Below are 18258 nucleotides of genomic sequence, written 5' to 3'. Positions count from 1 at the left end.
GGGCCAGCGGGTCAGCGGGCCGCGAGCGGCCGGCGCCGGCTCCAGAATGGCGCCGACGGCCAGCGTGTTTCCTGGCCGTAACAGTATGCCAGGTGGCGTCCGTATGCCGCGCCGATGGCCGCCAGTTCCGCATTGTATTGCTGGCAAGCCGTGGCGTCGCCCTGCAGCGTGCGGTCGGCCGCTTCGGCGGCGGCCAGGCCCGTGTACAGGGCGTTGAAGATGCCTTGCGACGACAGCGGGTCGAAGCTCAGGGCCGCGTCGCCGGCGGCAAACCAGCCCGGTCCCGCGGCGGCGTCCAGGGCGGCCGTATGGGCGGGCGTGGCCAGGGCCGGTGTATCGGCCCCGTAACCTTGCTGCTCCAGCAATTCCCGCGTGGCCGGCAAGCGCCGCGCCGCCGCTTCCAGCCAGCCGACATCGCGCAGGGAGGTGTTGCCGAGCAAGTCCGCATCCGTATGCAGGGCCAGCACGCGGCGCTGGCCGGGCAGGGGCGCGCTGTACCACCAGCCGTATTCGCACGCCTCGATGTGGGCAAAGCCCCGCGTGGAGGGCGTGCGTTCATGTCCGTATTGCCATATCGATACCAGCCGGTCGCTGTGCCGGCGCTGCGCGCCCACTTTGCGGGCCAGCCGGGCGCTGCGTCCCGTGGCGTCGATGACGATGCGCGCCGCCGCGTCGCATGGGCCGCGTTGCGTTTCCAGCCGTACTCTCCAGCCGCCGTCGTCCGGCGCGATGTCCGCGACCCTGGCCGAGGCCAGCAGGGCGGCGCCGCGTTGGCGCGCTTCGTCGCGCAGCCACAGGTCGAAGGTGCCGCGCGCCAGGTGCCAGCCGTGGCCATCGGGGTCGCTGAGGAAGTGGTGTTCCGCCCAGGCGCCGTTCCACCACGCGCGGTTGCCGTGGTAGGGCGCATGGCCCTGGCGCAGGAAGGCGTCCAGCAAGCCCATGTCCTGCAGCAGGCGCGCGGCGGCGGGCGGCAGCGATTCGCCGATGCGCGCCAGCGGCGCGGCCAGCCGGTCGACCAGCAAGACCCGGTGCCGCCCCGCCAGGTTCAGGGCGGCCGTGGCGCCGGCCGGCCCGGCGCCGACGACGAGCACGTCGGCCTGCAGCACCGTCACAAGCGGTGCCGCTGCAGATGCCGCGCTTTTTCCGTGCCTTCCAGCTCGACGTCGACAAACTCGTCCGGTATGGGCGCCGCGGCGCGCAATGGATGCTTGCCGGCGATCGCTTGCGGCAGGTTTTCCACCTGCAGGAAGGCGGGGAAGCCGCTCACGTCCGTGGGGCCGGGGCGCACCTCGACCACGCCCACTTGCGCCAGGTCGGCGATCATGTTGTTGATTTGCTCTTCATAGCTGATGTTGCCCAGCGGACGTATCCACGCGGCGCGCCGGGCGAAGGCGGCCAGGCGGTCGTCGGTGGGGGCTTCCCGGTTCATCACCGTGTCGTAGGCGAGCTTGCTCATCACCTGGTTCGGCACGCGCGCGGGCCAGAAAGTCGGGACGTAGGGATCGTAGTCGGATTGGTAGCCGGAGCGGCAGCTGGCCGTGTCCGTTTGCCAAGGCACGGCCATCCAGCGCGTGACGCCGCCGGCGATCTGCGCCGAGCAGGGGCTGCCGATATTGTCCGGCGTCAACACTGCACCGTAATCCGGCTCCACCCAGCCGGGCGGCCGGTGCGCCAGGCGGAACGGCGCGCTGTACATGCTGGCCTGGCGCATGGGCCAGGTCATTTCGCAGCCGGGGTGGAAGGCGTCTGCCAGGCAGAATTCCATGGCGGCGCGCAGCAGGGTGTCCGGTTGCTGCGCCACTTCCACGTCGGCCAGGCTTTGCGGCGGCGTCTTGCCGGGCGCGTAGTCGTCCGTGAACTTGCCGTCGGCCCATTGCTTGAGGAAGCGCAACTGCAAATTGCTCAGCGCGCAGTTCTGGCGCGGCGTGTCTGCCGGCGGGATGGCCATCGCGTCGCCATACAGCCATGGCCACGGCGATGGCGCCCAAGCGTCGCGCTCGAACTGGCGGAACTGGTTATAGATGACGTTGCGCCACTCCTTGCGGTTTTCGGACGGGCTGGCCAGGCGCGCCATCCATTCGTCGCGGCTGAACGGCGTGCTGCCATCCCAGCCGAAGGCGGCCGCGAAGCCGGCGTTGACCCATTGCAGGTTGGACAGGCGCTCGAAAATGGGACGGATATCGTCCTGGAACGAGGGAACGGCAGGCGCGGTAATTTTGTCTTCGGAAACAAACAAGTCGCGCATCAAGTCCCACATGGTGCGCACCGACTTTTGCTGCGGCGCGTAGTCGGGCGGCGCGACGACCACCCAGGCCATGTCGACGGGCAAGGCATGGCCCTGGTAATGCACCGTGGCGCAGACGGGGCCGTCGGCCGTGTCGTCATGCCAGCCTTCGTTGTTGGCGAAGGTGATGGCGCGCGCGCCATTCCACGAGGCGGACTTGCCATGGCCGCCCAGCACGATCAGCCGTCCCATGGCGTCCGTGCGCAACTCGCCCAGGTAGACGGGCGTGCCCATGAAGCGGCCGCTGTCGAAGGCGACGGCCGGCTGTTCGCTGCCGCCGATCTTGCGCTCGCCCGGCGTGATGGACAGTTGCGCGCGGTCCGTGACGGCCATGTTGCGCAGGAACGAGGGCTGGGTGACATTCGCCTCGGGAATGTCGAGCGCGATCTGGAACTGGTACCACGCCGCCTTGGTGTTGGCCAGCGTGACGGACCATTCGATGTCGGCATTGCTGGCGTTCAACTCGGCCACGGCCACGCCGGCGGCGTTCAAGCCGTAGATGCGAAAGCCCGCCGCCTGGCGCTTGATGGCCCCGGACGCATCGCGGTAATAGCCGGCCGGCCGCGGCGCCGGTTCCGGCACCTCCGGTCCCATAAAGTATTCGCTGGGGCTGTTGCCCACGCGGGCAATGCCGATGGGCGGATAAATCGCCGCCTTGACGATGACGGTATCTTGGGTGGAACTGGACATGGCATGCCTTTCCAGATGCGTGGAGGGAAGGAAAATATACCGCATAAAAAACGCGCCAAATGCGCACATAGTCACGGTATCGCGAATTCACGCCATGCATGGCATGGGCGGACACGCGGGCAATTCAGTTGCTGCGGAGATTGACTTGTTGCCGGCATGTAGCTATCTTGGACTGGCATTGCCTGTTTATTAATATATGAAATAATGTATTGATCCGATATTTTTCTATGCAACCTTTGAAGGAATGATATGAAAATCAAGGCTATTTTCTGTGTTGGCGCGGTATCCCTGCTGGCCGTTCTGCCCGTATCCCAAGCGGCCCAGCCCGGCGAGGCGCTCGCTGCGGCGGCACCGCTTGCGACAGGCGTGGCGCTGTATCCGCAAGAAGGCAATATCCCGCCGTTCCGCGGGTCCGGGTCCAAGTAAGGCCACCGCGGCAGCCCCTGCGGCGCGGCGCCAGTCAAGGTAAGATGGTGGCTTTTTCAAGACTTTGAGAGGCCCGCGTGCGCGTGTTGCTGGTGGAAGACGATCCGATGATCGGGGAAAGCCTGGTCGAGGGCTTGCGCGGCGAGTGCTATGCCGTGGACTGGGTGCGCGATGGCCACGATGCGGAGCTGGCGCTGGCCGGCTTCGCCTACGATTTGATGCTGCTGGACCTGGGCTTGCCCGGCAAGGAGGGCATGGACGTGCTGCGCGCCATGCGCGCGCGGGGCGCCGAGTTGCCCGTGCTGATCATCACGGCGCGCGACGGCACGCCGGCCCGCGTGGAAGGACTCGACAGCGGTGCCGACGATTATCTGGTCAAGCCGTTCGACCTCGACGAGCTGCTGGCGCGCATCCGCGCGCTGCTGCGCCGCCGCGTCAGCCGTTCGCGCTCCGTCATCGAGCATGGCGCGCTGATCCTCGACCTGGCCAGCCACGACGTCACGTTCGAGGGCGAGCAGATCAAGCTGCCGCCGCGCGAGTTTTCCGTGCTGCGCGCCTTGCTCGACCATCCGGGCAAGGTGGTGTCGAAGCGCCAGCTGAGCGAAAAGCTGTACGGCTGGGATAGCGAAGTTGAAAGCAATACCGTCGACGTGTATGTGTACCAGCTGCGCAAGAAGCTCGGTGCGGACGCTATCCAGACCGTGCGCGGCGTTGGATACAAGATGCGACTGGCGCCATGCTGACCATCCGCCGCCAATTGCTGCTCGGTTTGCTGGCCGCCACCCTGCTGTGCGTGCTGGGCGCCGGTATTTCGTTGTTCCGTTCGTTGCTGGAAGAAACCAATGAGCTGGCCGACTTGCAGCTGCGCCAGCTGGCCGTGGCCTTGCCTGACGAGTTCGAGCCGCAGGAGGGACTGGCCGCCGCGCAAGAGCCGGAAGAAGCGTTCGTGCTGCAGGCGTGGGACGAGGATGGCCAGCCCTTGCCCGTCCTGCAGGAGCAGCCGGCACTGCCGCGCTATGCGCTGGCCGGCTTCGCCGATGTCGAGCTGCACGGCGAAGACTGGCGCCTGTACGGCGAAACGCGGCGCGGCCGCTACGTGCAGGTGGCGCAGGCGCAGGCCGTGCGCGACCAGCTGGCCTGGCGGATGACCGTGCGGGCCGGCGCGCCCCTGCTGGTGTTCGCGCTGATCCTGGCGCTGCTGATCGTCGCCGTCGTGGGACGCGCGCTGGCGCCCCTGCACCGGCTGGCCGAGTCCGTGGCGGGGCGTTCGCCGGACGCCCTGACGCCTCTGGCGGCCGACGACATGCCGCCCGAACTGCGGCCCGTGGCGCTGGCGCTCAACAGCCTGATGGGGCAGTTCGAGGCGGCGCTGACGGCGCAACGCACCTTTGTCGCCGATGCCGCGCATGAATTGCGTTCGCCGCTGACGGCATTGAAACTGCAGCTGCAGGTGGCCGAGCGGGCCGGCAGCGAGGAAGAACGCCGCGTGGCGCTGGCGCGGCTGCACGAACGGCTGGACCGCAGCACGCATCTGGTGCGGCAACTGCTCAGTCTGGCGCGCCATGAAACGGCGCTCACGGCCAGCCAGCTGCACATGGTGGACCTGGGACAATTGCTGGAAGCGGCCGTGGGCGACCACAGCGCGCTGGCCGACAGCCGCGCGATCGACCTGGGCGTGGTGGAAGCGCCGCCGGCCAGGGTGCTGGTGCAGGCCGATCCCGACGGCTTGCAAGTGTTGCTGAATAACTTGATCGACAATGCCTTGCGCTACACGCAGCAGGGCGGCCGGGTCGACTTGCAGGCAGCCGTGGAAGAGGGCAGGCCCTTGCTGCGCGTGTCCGACAACGGCCCCGGCGTGCCGCGCCAGCACCATGCGCGCCTGTTCGACCGCTTCTTCCGTCCTGACGGCAACGACGCCTGGGGCTGCGGCCTGGGCCTGTCCATCGTGCGCCACATCGCCGAGCACCACCAAGCCGATATCGCACTGGCCGACGGCGAGGCGGGGCGGGGATTGCAGGTGACGGTGCGCTTCCCGCAGGCGGCCTGAACGGTCAAAAAATAGATGTCGATCAGTATGACATCACTGCTCAACACGCTAAAAATGAAGTACCTGCTCTAGCCCATAGCATTGTCCAGTGCGGTCTCTAGCCTTTTGCGGCTACTGGCTCGAACGTGATGCATACCAAGTCGCTTGGCCATCGCCATCACAGCATTGTCGCCAGAGCAACCTTCGCCGGTAATCAGTTGGGCGAGGGAGATCAGTTCCGCCATGCAAATTTCGTCCACGCTGCGTCCGCCGTTCCCGTTGTGGCTGAATATAATAGGACGCTCAGGTTCTCGGTCCAGTGCCCAGAAGAATATGCCGACGTCTTCCTCTGTGAATTTCAGACACGAAAGCGCTATCGAGGAGACGCGCTCCTGAATGCGCGCCCCGGTACGCTGCCAACCGTGCGCCCGTGCGATCCTGCGTGCCAGTACGGTGTCGCGTGATGGCCCATCGAAATCAATGATCTGCTCAATCATCTCTCGAAGATGGCCATCGTAGGATGCTTCAAAAAAGGCGTCGGCGTTCACGCCGCATACCACTGCAGGGTCAGTCATTTCAAATTGCCGGGTGATCGGTGAGTCAATATCCTGACCGACGACAAAGCGTGAGGCGTATTGGATATCAAGAGCAGGTCTTGTTAATTCGATCATTTCTGTAGGTGCCATCGTTTCTGCTTGTGTCTTGGTTAGGATTTCCTTTGCCTCAGCCTCGGCCGCCTCGCGCTCCGCCACCTTGCTGCGCCTTTGCCGGCTGAACTCCAGCAAGCGCTCCAATGCAGCATGCGTCTTTTCAAGTGTACCTGCCCGGTCTATCCACCAGTCAGTAGACCAGATACGCACTATTTCCCACCCTAAGCTGCGCAATACCTGCTCACGTAACATGTCCCGGTCGCGCGCCGTTGCCGAGCGGTGGTAGGTGGCGCCGTCGCACTCGACTCCGCACAGGTAGATGCCAGGCGCATCGGGATGCACCACGCCCAAGTCCACCCGGAAAGACGAGGCACCGATTTGGGTATGCACCTGCCAGCCGCGAGAGGCAAGTGCTGCGGCGACTGCTTCTTCAAATGGACTGTCGAAGCCACCCAGGCTACCTTTGGTCACCTCGGCCAGTGCGCGGGGGCCACGTTCGGCAAACTCCAGAAAGTGTTTGAGGTCTCGCACTCCTGCGGCCTGCGTGCGAGACAGGTCGAACTGCTCTGGCTTCAGACTAGAAAATACTCTCAACTCCTGGCGCGCGCGCGTGATCGCGACATTCAGCCGACGCTCGCCGCCATCGCGGTTCATCGGGCCAAAGTTCATCGAGACAGCGCCCGCCAGGTCTGGACCATAGGTAATCGAGAAATAAATGATATCGCGCTCGTCACCCTGCACCGATTCCAGGTTCTTGATAAACAGCGGTTCGAGTTCCGTCTCCGAAAAATATGGTTCCAGAGCTGGGTCCTTCCGGCGCTCTTCGTCAAGCAAGTCTTCGATCAGGTTCATCTGTTCGGTATTGAAGGTGACAACACCGATTGTCAGTTTCGATTCCTGGAAGTTTGGCGCGCGCAGCTTTGCAACGATATCGGCCACCAGTTCCTTCGCTTCGCGTTTGTTGATGCGCGCGCCACCTTTCTCGTACACGCCATCTATGTGATGGAAGCTGACGGCACGGTCGTCGGCGACCGGCGATGGGAATGTTACCAGGCCACCGCCATAGTAACGATGGTTGGAAAATGCGATCAGGGATTCGTGGCGGCTGCGATAGTGCCAGGCCAGATTCATTGTCGGCAGGTTCGCCCCCATGCATTCGTCGAGAATACTTTCCAGATCGCCTTCGACATCTGCGTCATGGTCCGACGATTCGGCGCGATCAAAAAACGCGGTCGGTGGCAACTGTTTGGGATCACCCACCATCACTACCTGCTTGCCGCGCGCCATGGCGCCTATCGCATCCCATACTGGAATCTGCGATGCTTCGTCGAACACCACCAGATCAAATGCACTGGCATCAGTTGCCAGATACTGGGCAATCGATAGCGGACTCATTAACAGACATGGCGCCAGCTTGCCCAGTACCGAGGGAATCTTTTGTATCAGCTCGCGCAATGGCATGTGCTGCTTCTTTTTGTTGATTTCATGACGCAAATCGCCCCATTCCGATTGGCGCGCAACTTCCTCGGAGCGCGGCATGCCGGCGCACAGCGAGGCGCGCACCCATGCGCGCGTGACGTCCGTAAATTGTCGGTCAAGTGCGCGGAAGTCCCCGATCCGCTTTTCATGTTCGACAGAAACGAAGTTGCGTATGACGGTTTCGTTGTCGACAGCCTGATTGAGCCACCAGCGGCTGTAATTGGTTTCAAATGCGCGCAGTGCTTCCGCCTGTTTCACCGTGCCGGTCTCCATTGCGTCGACCAGCGATGCCAGCGACAATGACAGCGCTTCTGTGCGCACCTTGCGCCACGCGCACCATGCTTTCAGGCGTGGTTCTCCGGCAACGATCTGTTTGCAGCAGGTGATCAGCTCGTTTAATGGCAGCTCGTTGAACTGCATGGCTACGTCTTCGCTGAATGTGCCGACGGCGGCAAGATTGGCGAGTACGGGCTGCAGGGCGTCATGCGCGGCGCGATACTGAGCGCCAGCACTGGCTAGTACACCGGACGGTGCAAGTAGTGCGTTGCCTTCAACCACCAATTGTTCAAATGCCTGACGTAGCACGCCAGCGTCTTCGATTGTCTCGGCCAGGTTGGCAATTGCCACTGTAAGTACCGAATAAAAGGCTGCTACGCTGTCGATGTCGTCTGCGCGTGTTTGCAGGCCAGCCCAAGTGCCGCCAGTTGAGGCGCGCAGATAATCAAAGGCGCGCAGCTTTTCTTCAAGGATGGCGCGCTGGCGCACATGTTGGTAATCAGTCGCCAGCGCCGGGCCACAGTCTGACGTCGCGACCTCCGCGTGCTCGCCTTGCAGTGCGCCAGCGTCCTGCACAGCGCGCAAGGCAAGCGCGAAGCGCATGGCTGCTGCCAGCAGATGTGGACGTGTCACCTGGCCATTCCACAGTCCACCTGTCTCTGCGTTCAGTGGCTGCATGTCGGCGATCTCGGTATTGAGCGCGCGCAGTTGCCGCAAGCGCTCTAACTCCAGAGCAAGCAACTTGCCACATCGCCCGTTCTCGATGATGTCAAATCCCTGGTCATCCCAGGCTTCCTGTCGGCGCGCCTGCCCCAGCACATGCTGCAAGTAAAGCGCTGCCTGAACAAATTCAGGGCGCGTCTTCAAGCCCGCCCAGACACCTGCGCTTACCGGCCCCATTTCTACCTTGTCGATTGCGGACCGCAATTCGCGGATACGTACCAGCAAAGGCAGGTCGCGTGTGACATCGGTATTGCCGTCGCCGGTCACGCAGTCGGTCAGTACTTTGGTGATCTGGCGCTTGCGCATCCACGACAAGGGCCATGTACTGCGTTCTGCTTCGACCCAGCCACGTTGAAGCTGGTGCACATTTAGTGCGTCCACCTGTTCGCCATACTGCACGGAAAGGCTGCTTGTACTCGCGGCCAGATCGTCGAGCAGTTTCAATCCTTTCTCTAACTCGGTCAGAATATCGTCAGACCACGGTTGGCCCAGTAGTGACATCACGCGGTCACGCTCGTCGAGCAGCGCCAGCGCTTTTTTGCATCGGGCGACGACGGACTCGTTCCATGCAGGACAGATGCGCGCATTCAGTTCACGATGCTGAAGCAGCAGTTGGTGCCCTTCACGTAGATCAGCCAGAAGCTCGCGCGCCTCAGGCCGAAACACGAAGCCCCATTGACGGCCAAAGGCATCAGGCAGCGCCTGCGACAGATCTGCTACTGCCAGGCGCGCGCGACGGCCAGTCGGCAAGCCCGCAAGACTAGTTGCATTTTCAAAATTCGTGATGGCCAATTGTAGTTCTTCAGCTGCTGGCGCCACCGCTCTGGTTGCGCTGATGAATGCCTGTTGCCAGGAAGGTGTCCACTCCGCTTGCCTGACTGCCATCAGCGGTCCCTTGAGTAATTCGCTGGAGCCAACCGCCTCGGCATTGACCTCCAGGCGGACACTCAAATCGCGCATCGCCTCAAGCTGGGTATGGTCATGCGCATTGGCATCGGCCCAGGAAAGATCGAGTTTAGGTACATCTTCACCATCGACCACTATGCCGATCGCCTTGTAAATTGTCAGGCCATTGGGATGTCGATGGTGCAGTCGAGCGACATATTGGTTCAATTCATCGCGCAGTCGCTTCAACTTGACCGCCTGAGCGTTCCATTCTTCGGGATTGACTTCGCCTTGAGCCTCCCAAGCTTTTTGCAGCTGGGTGATCACATCGAGCTTGCGTGCCTTGTTCGAGTGCAGTTCTAGACAAAACTCGCCCAAACCCACTTCGCGCAAGCGCCGGTACACGACGTCAAGCGCTGCGATCTTCTCCGATACAAACAACACTCGCTTTCCCTCGGCCAGACACTGGGCGATCAGGTTGGCAATGGTCTGGCTCTTGCCTGTACCAGGTGGCCCGATCAGTACAAAATTTTTGCCCTTGGCCCCAGCCATGACTGCAGAGAGTTGTGACGAGTCGGCAGGAAGTGGACAGAATGTCTTATCAGGAGAAAATTGCGCATCGAGTTCTTTCGGCGGCGGAAACGCTACCGTGGACGGATAGGGGTCGCGCGGACTGTCGATCAAGTGGCGTACGACCGGGTTCTGGCGCAATTGATCCGTTCGCTGGGTCAGGTCAACCCACATCAGATATTTGGCGAACGAGAACGACGCTAGTACCACTTCGTCTGACACTTCCCAGCCCTTGATGTCTCGCACGGCATGAGAAACGGTACGCCAGATCAGCGCGACATCAAGTCCAGCGGCATCCTGCGGCAACTTGCCATCCATGACACCCAGGTTGAGATGGAAGTCTTGCCGCAGCATCTCGATCAGCGTCGGATTAAAGCGCGGTTCGTCTTCATGCAGGCATAAGGTAAAGCCGGAGCGCGCGCTCTTGCGCTGCAGCGACACTGGAATAAGAATCAACGGCGCCTTGCACTTCTGTCCCGCTTTGTCATCGCGCGTCCAGTTCAAAAAGCCCAGTGCTAGGAACAGCGTGTTGGCTCCCCCCTCTTGCAATACCGTGCGAGCACTACGATAGAGATCGACGAGTCGGGTCTCCAGTTCCGGCTCGTTCACGTTGACGAATACCTCGCGCCGTTTCAGTGCATCGAGGGCGTGCTCGCGACGTACATCTTCACGTGCGCGCTGTTCGTGTACTGCCTGGTTACGTGGATCTTGCCCATCCATAAGGTCCGGTCTTGGTAGCAAGCGTATCGGCGCACCGTTGGACAGCACATCCTCCAGTACGCCTGGTTCCGGTGCGTCGATCCTGAGGGATTTTTTGCCGGTTTTGAAATTGAGAAGATTGTTCCGTAGCGATAGGTCAAGCAATTTGCGTTGCCATCGGGCCAACCTGTCGTTCGGATCGAATCCTGAGGGCTCGGTCGTCACCCCGTAGTCCGGCAAATCAGGTGCACCATCGTCAAACGTGGTTGCGGTTGCTTTCATCGCACTATCGGTGGGTGGAAGGATGTCCGGGCTTGCACCGCTGGCAAGCGGTTTGATTCGTTGCATGCGGGCACGCCGTATATCAACCACCAGCTCGAATTGTTCTTCGACCTGTTCGGCGATCTGATTGGCTGCCAGATCGGTTGCATACGTAAAGGATGGCGCCGGCCGCGAGGTAATCAGTGTTGTTTCGAACAGGATCAGTTCTTTCAACCGGATGCGTTTGCGGATGGCCGTCACGTCATCGACAACTACTGTGGAAAATTCTTCCTGGCGTAGCCATACGCCAGCGAACGCGTGACCCTTCGTGAATACGACAATAGGATTCAAGCCCGCCTGCTCCAGCGCAGAGCAAAACATCAGCGTCAGGTCGAGGCAGGTGGCAATGCGGGCGTCCATCACCTGCGCCGCACTGCGTACCTTCTGGCCTCGGTGCTCGAAACTGGCTGGCGGCAGTGCGTAGTCCAATCCCAGCCCTGCCACGGCTGTCCACAGAGCCGAGGTCAGCTCCCATGCTCGTTTTGCACCCCCCTGATAGCCATCCAGCGCCGGGCTTTTTCCCGCCTGTCGCAATACCTCGGCGACTTGCTTGAGCAACCGGTCGATTGCCGGCTCATTTGGTTGCACGAATGCCGCTACAAGGTCGGGGAGGTGGGATAGTCCTCCCCACTGGTTACGCGGCAACAGCTCAACCTTGCGCTCTTCTGTCGCTAGCACACGCTCCGGGGACGAGCCGGCCTTGCCAACCAGTGTCAATGTAATTGTCGAGGTCTCAGCTTCGGTCAATTTGCCCAGTACGATGCCATCCAGCTGAACATCGCAGTCCCTGATGTCATAGTTGGACTTCGCCTGACAGGCATCTATCAACCAGGTCTTCGATTTCAAAAACGGAGGAAATGATTCTAGGCGCAACCGCAAGTCGGTGATCTCTCCATTACCGTCATTGATAATGGCCAGTTCACGTAGCAGAGGAATGGAGTTCTGGAAGTCTGCTAGGTTCAGCTTGCTGGCATTTGAGATGCGAATTGCGTACTCAGGTGCAGCTTTGACGGGCTGTTCCGCCAGGTCTTCTACTTGTTCCACTTACTTCCCCGTTAATGAATTCAATGAATTTTGTGTCTATTTTTGCAAATTAATTTGCTATAGAGATATTCATCGAACGACATTAACACATGGAAAGAGACAATTACTCACCAAATCTCACTTCAATGAGATTCGGTTCCGTTAGAGTGTTCTTACAGCGACTTGTCCGCGCTGCATGGCCAAGTTAATCAAGGGTGCGGGTGAGTCGCCATGAAAAAAGCGGATGCCGGTCAGGGCATCCGCTTTTCAGTCACTGGCGTAGCGCTTACGCCAGCTCGGTGATGAATTGCTCGCGCGCAGGGCGCACTTTTTTCAAGTCCACCAGCCAGTCGCCTTCGTCGGCGCGGTAGCCCAGCGGCAGCATGACGACGGAACGCAAGCCTTTTTCGCGCAAGTTCAGGATCTCGTCGACCTTGGCCGGATCAAAACCTTCCATCGGCGTCGAATCGACTTGTTCCTGCGCCGCGGCGATCAGGGCCGTGCCCACGCCGATGTAGGCCTGGCGTGCCGCGTGCTGGTAGTTGGTCTCGGCGTCGCGCTGCGGATACGTGGCCAGGATTTGCTGGCGGTACGCTTCCCAGCCTTCATTCTTGAAGCCGCGCACCTCGTTGACCAGGTCGAAACGCGCGTTGATGCGTTCCACCGTGTAATTGTCCCAGGCGGCAAACACCAGCAGGTGCGAGGAATCCGTCACTTGGCCCTGGTTCCACGCATGCGGCTTGATCTGCTCGCGCAGGGCCGGATTCGTCACGACGAAGACTTCATAAGGATGCAGTCCGCTGGAGCTGGCCGTCAGGCGCACGGCTTCCAGGATGCGCTCGACCTTGTCTTGCGGCACCGTTTTCGTCGGGTCCATTTTCTTGGTGGCGTAGCGCCATTGCAGTGTTTCGAGCAGTGCGGACATGTAAATCCCTTTCATAATGAATAGTTCAGATTGGAAATGATAGCGGATTCAGGCATTTCAAGTGCTGAGGGGCAAAGAATTGCTTGGCGTGCTCAACTTAGCGGACTCCAGCACGGTTGTCTACAGGCCAAGCATGGCAAGCTCATGTTGCGGGTAGCGCGCGCCTTGCACGCTGGCGGGCGCGATGGCGGCGCCGATGGCGGCCAGCTCGCTCTCGCCCAGAGTGATACGCGCGGCGGCCACGTTTTCTTCCAGGTGCGCCAGGCTGCGGGCGCCGGGTATCGGCACGAGGTCGCTGCCTTGCGCCAGCAGCCAGGCCAGGGCCAGCTGGGCCGCCGTGACGCCGCGCGCCGCCGCCAGGCGCTGCAGTTCTGCCACCAGGTGCGCGTTGGCCGCCATCGCCTGCGGCTGGAAGCGGGGCAGGCTGTGGCGATAATCGTCGTGCGCCAGCATCGCGCTGGACGTGAGCTGGCCCGTCAGGAAACCCCGGCCCAGCGGGCTGTAGGGCACGAAGCCGATGCCGAGGGCGCGGCAGGCGGGCAGCACCTCCGCTTCCACGTCGCGGCTCCACAGCGAATACTCGGACTGCACGGCCGCAATCGGGTGCACGGCGTGGGCGCGGCGCAGGGTGGCGGCCGACACTTCCGACAGCCCCAGGTGGCGCACCTTGCCCGCGCGCACCAGGCCGGCCATGGCGCCGACGACGTCTTCGATGGGCACGGCGGGGTCCACGCGGTGCTGGTACAGCAAGTCGATGCACTCGATGCCCAGCCGGGACAGCGACGCCTCCACCGCCTGGCGAATATGCTCGGGGCGGCTGTCGACGCCCGCCATGCGTGCCACGCCTTTTCCTTCAGGCAAGATATTGAAACCGAACTTGGTGGCGATGCTGACCTTGCCGCGCAGCTCCTTCACGGCGCGGCCTACCAAGTCCTCGTTGGCGTAGGGGCCGTAGACTTCCGCCGTGTCGATCAGGGTCACGCCCAGTTCCACGGCCCGGTGCAGCACGCGCAGCGAGGCGGCTTCGTCGGCGCCGCCGTAGGCAAAGCTCATGCCCATGCAGCCCAGGCCGATGGGGGCGACGCGCAAGCCGGAGTTGCCCAGTGTTCTGTGTTCCATTTTTCACTCCTCTTCAAAAAAAGATGCAAGGAGTATGGATGAAGCAACAGCATGCGATAAGATGCCTAATATTGCATGTATTACTGAATATTGCTCATGAATTGTTTTCCGAATAATGGCTGACCTGAATGAATTGACGGCCTTTGCCGCCGTCGCCCGCCTGCGCAGCTTTCGCAAGGCGGCCCTTGAACGGGGCGTCTCCGCTTCCGCCCTCAGCCATGCGCTGCGGGCGCTGGAAGAGCGCCTGGGCGTGCGCCTGCTGAACCGCACCACGCGCAGCGTCACGCCGACCGAGGCGGGGCAGCAGCTGCTGGCGCGGCTGGCGCCGGCCATGCGCGAAATCGACGATGCCTTGCTGGACCTGAGCGCCTTGCAGGATGTGCCCGCAGGCAAGCTGCGCCTGAACGTGCCCCGTCCGGCCGCCCGGCTGCTGCTGGCGCCCATGCTGGCCAGCTTCGTCGCCCGCTATCCGCGCGTGCAGGTGGAAGTGGTGACGGATGACGGCATGATCGATATCGTGCGCGACGGTTTTGACGCGGGCATCCGCTTTGGCGAGCAGGTGGCGGCCGACATGATCGCCGTGCCCGTGGGCGCGCCGCAACCGTTCGTCGTGGTGGCGTCGCCCACCTACCTGGCGGCGCATGGGGCGCCAAGCACGCCGCGCGACTTGCTGGACCATGCCTGCATCGGCCGGCGTTTTCCCAGCGGGCGCCAGTATGCGTGGGAGTTCGAGCTGGAAGGGGAAGCCGTCAGCATCGCCGTCGGCGGCCCGCTGCTGTTCGACGACGATGAGATGATGCTGCGCGCGGCCCGCGATGGCGCGGGACTGGCGTATGTGTACGAGGCCGATGCGCGCGCCGATCTCGCGGCGGGGCGCCTGGCGTGCGTGCTGGAGCGCTGCCTGCCGCCGCCGCCTCGTTATTACCTGTACTACCCGAGCCGGCGCCAGATGCCGCCCGTGCTGCGCGCCTTCGTCGACATGCTGCGCGCGCCGCCCGCGTAGTCAGCCGGCGGGCGGCGGGGCGCCGTGTTCGACCGGCCACTTGATGGTGAACAGGCTGCCGCCCGCCTTGCCACGCGTGCAGACGGCGCTGCCGCCGTGGGCGCGCGCGATGGCTTCCACCACGGCCAGGCCCAGGCCGCTGCCCGCGTTCAAGTCGACCCTGGCGCTGTCGCCGCGGCGGAACGCTTCGAACACGTGCGGCGCCAAGTCGTCGGCAATGCCGGGACCCGCATCTTCGACGCTCAGGTAGTACTGGCCGGCCTGCACGCGGGTGCGCACGCGCAGCAAGCCCGGATGCGCGTAGCGGCGCGCGTTGTCGAGCAGGGCCAGCACGATTTGCCGGATGCGCGCCGCGTCGCAGCAGACGGGATGGTCGGACAGGTGCAGTTGCAGCGTAAAACCGGCCGCTTCCATCTCCTGCGCCAGCAGGCGACGCACTTCCCCGATTTCCAGGGTCAGGTCCGTCCATGCCATGCGCAGCTGCATGTGGCCGCTGTCGGCCAGGCTCAGGGTGCGCAAGTCCTCGATCAGGCGGCCCAGGTCCTCGACTTGCGCCAGCAGGCTGGAAAACGGCACTTCCTCGGGCTTGAAGACGCCGTCGACGACGCCTTGCAAGGTGCCGCGCAGGATGGTCACGGGCGTACGCAATTCGTGCGCGATGGCCGCATTCCACGTCTCGCTTTCCTTGGCCGCCCGCTGCAGGCGCTCGGCCATGCTGTTGAAATCGTCGACCAGCATGGCCGTTTCGCCCAGGCTGCGGTCGCCCGCGAAGGCGCGCGCGGACAGGTCGCCATGCGCCACGCGGCGCACGCTGTCCATCACGGAATTGATCGGCTTGAGAATGCGCGAAGCGAGCTTGATGGCGAAAAACGCCGCCAGGCCCAGGCCGAAGATGGTGATGGCGAAGATCCACAGCCATTCGGCCGTCGTCGGCGACCAGTCGTCCGGCTCGGACAGCATGCCGGGGTCGATCTTGAAGGCGATGGCGAAGAAGGTCCAGGAACCGATCCAGATGATCAGGATGCCGCTGACCATCAGCACGGACATCGACAGCACGATCTGCCGGTTCAGGCCCGTGAAGCGCATCAGAGGTCGCTTTCCAGGCGGTAACCCACGCCGCGCAGGCTGGCCGGCATGTTCATCACGCCCGCTTCTTCCAGCTTCTTGCGCAGCTTGCTGACGTGGCTGTCCACCGTGCGTTCCATGGAATTGCTCTCAGGCATGCACGACTCCAGCAATTCCAGGCGGCTGCACACGCGGCGCGGCGTGCGCGCCAGGTGGGCCAGCAGGCGGAACTCCGTCAGCGTCAGGCTGAGCGCCACGGGCAGGCCGTCGCGCAGCACGCTGGCCACATAGGTTTCCTGGTCGATTTCGATGGGGCCGCAGCGCAGGCGCTGGCCGCCGACCGGGTGGTGGCGCACGCGCGAGCGGCGCAGCACGGCGGCCACGCGCGCCACCACTTCGGCCGGATTGAAGGGCTTGATGATGTAGTCGTCGGCGCCCACGCGCAGGGCGGCCAGCTTGTCCGCATCCTGGTCGCGCGCCGTCAGCATGATGACGGGCGTCTCGCCGCGCCGGCGCACTTCCGTCAGCACGCCCCAGCCATCGACCCTGGGCATTTGCACGTCGAGCAGCAGCAGGTCCGGCGCCAGCGCCAGGTGCTGCTGCAGCGCTTCCTGGCCGTCGTGCGCGAAGGCCGTGCGATAGCCGTCGCGCTCCAGGTAACCGGCCAGGATGCGGGCGATTTGCGGTTCATCTTCGGCGATCAGGACGAGGGCGGAAGGCGGCGTGGTGGCAAGGAAGGAGGGCTGGCTGGCGCTGTGATGATAGTTCATATAAATAGTCTAGCATTCTTCGCCGTCTCCATCGAATCTCCACATTTCTTTGACGGAACATCCATGTTGGCCTTCTATGCTCTTGTTATCTGTCGACCGGACCGCCGGTTGGGATCTGCCATAGAGAAAGACCATGCATCCGAGCCACCTCACCAAGAAAAACATGTTGATCGCCGCGGCGCTGCTCAGCCTTGCCGCCTGTTCCAAACCCGCGCCGGAAGACGCCGGCGCGCCGCCCGCCGCCGTGACGGTGCTCAAGCTGCAGGCGGCGCCCGTCGTCCTCAGCGACGAATTGCCGGGCAGGGTGGCGGCCTTCCGCACGGCCGACATCCGCCCGCAAGTGGGCGGCATCGTGCTGCGCCGCCAGTTCGAGCAGGGCGCCGAAGTGCGGGCGGGGCAGAAGCTGTTCCAGCTGAACCCGGCGCCGTTCCAGGCGGACGTCGATTCGGCCGCCGCCGCCCTGCAGCATGCGGTGGCCACGGCGAACCGCGCCAGCAGCCAGGCCGACAGGTTGAAGCCGCTGGTGGAAGCGGACGCCATCAGCCGCCAGGCGTATGACGATGCCGTGGCCCAGCGCGAGCAAGCCGTGGCCACCGTGGCGCAGGCGCGCGCCGCCCTGGCGCGCCGCCGCCTGGACCTGGCCTTTGCCAGCATCGAGGCGCCCATTGCCGGGCGCATCGGCTCGGAACTGGTGACGGAAGGCGCGCTGGTGGGCCTGGCCGATGCCACGCCGATGGCGCGCATCCAGCAGATCGACAAGGTGTATGTGGACGTGCGCCAGCCGGCCGCCGCGCTGGCGGCATTGCAAGCCTCGGGAACGGGCGGCGCGGACAAGCTGCCCGTGACCATCCTGGGCGCCGATGGCCAGCCGCATCCCGTCACGGGGCGCATCCTGTTCTCGGGCATCAGCGTCGATGCGGGCACGGGCGACGCCGTCATCCGCGTGCTGGTCGACAATCCGCAGCGCCAGTTGCTGCCAGGCATGTTCGTACGCGCCCGCATCGCCCGCGCCGTGCAGGCGAATGGCGTGCTGTTGCCGCAGCAAGCCGTCCTGCACAGCAGCGGCGGCCAGGCGCAGGCCTGGGTGCTCGACGGCACGAACAAAGCAAGTCTTAAACCCATTAGCGTGGGCGACGTGATCGAGCACCAGTACGTGGTCAACGGCGGCTTGAAGGCTGGCGAAACCGTCGTCATCGAAGGCCAGGAGCGCCTGCAGCCGGGCGCCACGGCCGCGCCGCAACCGTGGAAGCCAGCCGTCGTGGCAACGGCGGCTGCCGCCAGGGCGCGTTGATGCACCATATGAATACAATGAAAGCCTAATGAC

The 18258-nt window shown here is 63.3% G+C and carries 12 protein-coding genes; 5 read left to right on the top strand and 7 right to left on the bottom strand.

The window, feature by feature from the left end; genetic code table 11:
* Positions 1–11: 11 nt before the first annotated feature.
* A complete protein-coding gene (locus tag OX459_RS12750; protein WP_289905318.1) occupies positions 12–1112 on the bottom strand; it encodes a tryptophan 7-halogenase in 1101 nt (366 codons plus the stop codon).
* Entirely contained in the window at positions 1109–2974 is a 1866-nt protein-coding gene (locus OX459_RS12745) for a LodA/GoxA family CTQ-dependent oxidase (protein WP_289905317.1), read from the bottom strand. Before OX459_RS12745 ends, OX459_RS12750 begins: the two co-directional genes overlap by 4 nt.
* 249 nt (positions 2975–3223) lie before the next feature.
* On the opposite strand from OX459_RS12745, the gene OX459_RS12740 reads away from it, so the two are divergent.
* From OX459_RS12740 to OX459_RS12730, 3 genes are all read left to right on the top strand, one after another.
* Positions 3224–3400 (top strand): hypothetical protein, encoded by a 177-nt coding sequence (locus OX459_RS12740; RefSeq protein ID WP_289905316.1) that lies wholly within the window; start codon positions 3224–3226, stop codon positions 3398–3400.
* Positions 3401–3477: 77 nt separating this feature from the next.
* Complete coding sequence (locus OX459_RS12735; protein ID WP_289905315.1) at positions 3478–4143, top strand: response regulator transcription factor; 666 nt, start codon at positions 3478–3480, stop codon at positions 4141–4143.
* Positions 4137–5447 carry an ATP-binding protein gene (locus OX459_RS12730; protein WP_289905314.1) on the top strand — a complete coding sequence of 437 codons (1311 nt, stop codon included), beginning with the start codon at positions 4137–4139 and terminating at the stop codon, positions 5445–5447. The genes OX459_RS12735 and OX459_RS12730 overlap by 7 nt, the downstream gene beginning before the upstream one ends.
* A 68-nt stretch (positions 5448–5515) precedes the next feature.
* On the opposite strand, the gene OX459_RS12725 is transcribed toward OX459_RS12730, so the two are convergent.
* The 3 genes from OX459_RS12725 to OX459_RS12715 form a co-directional block, all read right to left on the bottom strand.
* Entirely contained in the window at positions 5516–12073 is a 6558-nt protein-coding gene (locus OX459_RS12725; RefSeq protein WP_289905313.1) for a DUF3320 domain-containing protein, read from the bottom strand.
* A gap of 265 nt (positions 12074–12338) precedes the next feature.
* Positions 12339–12977 (bottom strand): NAD(P)H-dependent oxidoreductase, encoded by a 639-nt coding sequence (locus OX459_RS12720; protein ID WP_099664303.1) that lies wholly within the window; start codon positions 12975–12977, stop codon positions 12339–12341.
* A gap of 120 nt (positions 12978–13097) precedes the next feature.
* Entirely contained in the window at positions 13098–14096 is a 999-nt protein-coding gene (locus OX459_RS12715; protein WP_289905312.1) for an aldo/keto reductase, read from the bottom strand.
* A 115-nt stretch (positions 14097–14211) separates the two neighbouring features.
* Here OX459_RS12715 and OX459_RS12710 point away from each other — a divergent pair, with 115 nt between their 5' ends.
* Entirely contained in the window at positions 14212–15099 is an 888-nt protein-coding gene (locus OX459_RS12710) for a LysR family transcriptional regulator (RefSeq protein WP_289905311.1), read from the top strand.
* On the opposite strand, the gene OX459_RS12705 is transcribed toward OX459_RS12710, so the two are convergent.
* Both OX459_RS12705 and OX459_RS12700 read right to left on the bottom strand, forming a co-directional pair.
* Positions 15100–16185: an ATP-binding protein gene (locus OX459_RS12705; protein WP_099664300.1), complete on the bottom strand. Its 1086-nt coding sequence runs from the start codon at positions 16183–16185 to the stop codon at positions 15100–15102.
* Positions 16185–16934, bottom strand: coding sequence for a response regulator (locus tag OX459_RS12700; RefSeq protein WP_289905310.1), 750 nt, complete (start codon positions 16932–16934; stop codon positions 16185–16187). Before OX459_RS12700 ends, OX459_RS12705 begins: the two co-directional genes overlap by 1 nt.
* A 133-nt stretch (positions 16935–17067) precedes the next feature.
* On the opposite strand from OX459_RS12700, the gene OX459_RS12695 reads away from it, so the two are divergent.
* Positions 17068–18225, top strand: a complete 1158-nt coding sequence (locus OX459_RS12695) for an efflux RND transporter periplasmic adaptor subunit (RefSeq protein WP_289905309.1) — start codon at positions 17068–17070, stop codon at positions 18223–18225.
* The last annotated feature ends 33 nt before the right edge of the window (positions 18226–18258 follow it).

The sequence above is a fragment of the Janthinobacterium sp. SUN026 genome, from assembly GCF_030397625.1.
GTDB lineage: Bacteria > Pseudomonadota > Gammaproteobacteria > Burkholderiales > Burkholderiaceae_D > Janthinobacterium > Janthinobacterium kumbetense.
The sequence above is the reverse complement of the archived record's forward strand: the minus strand, read 5'-3'. Positions and strand labels throughout refer to the sequence as shown.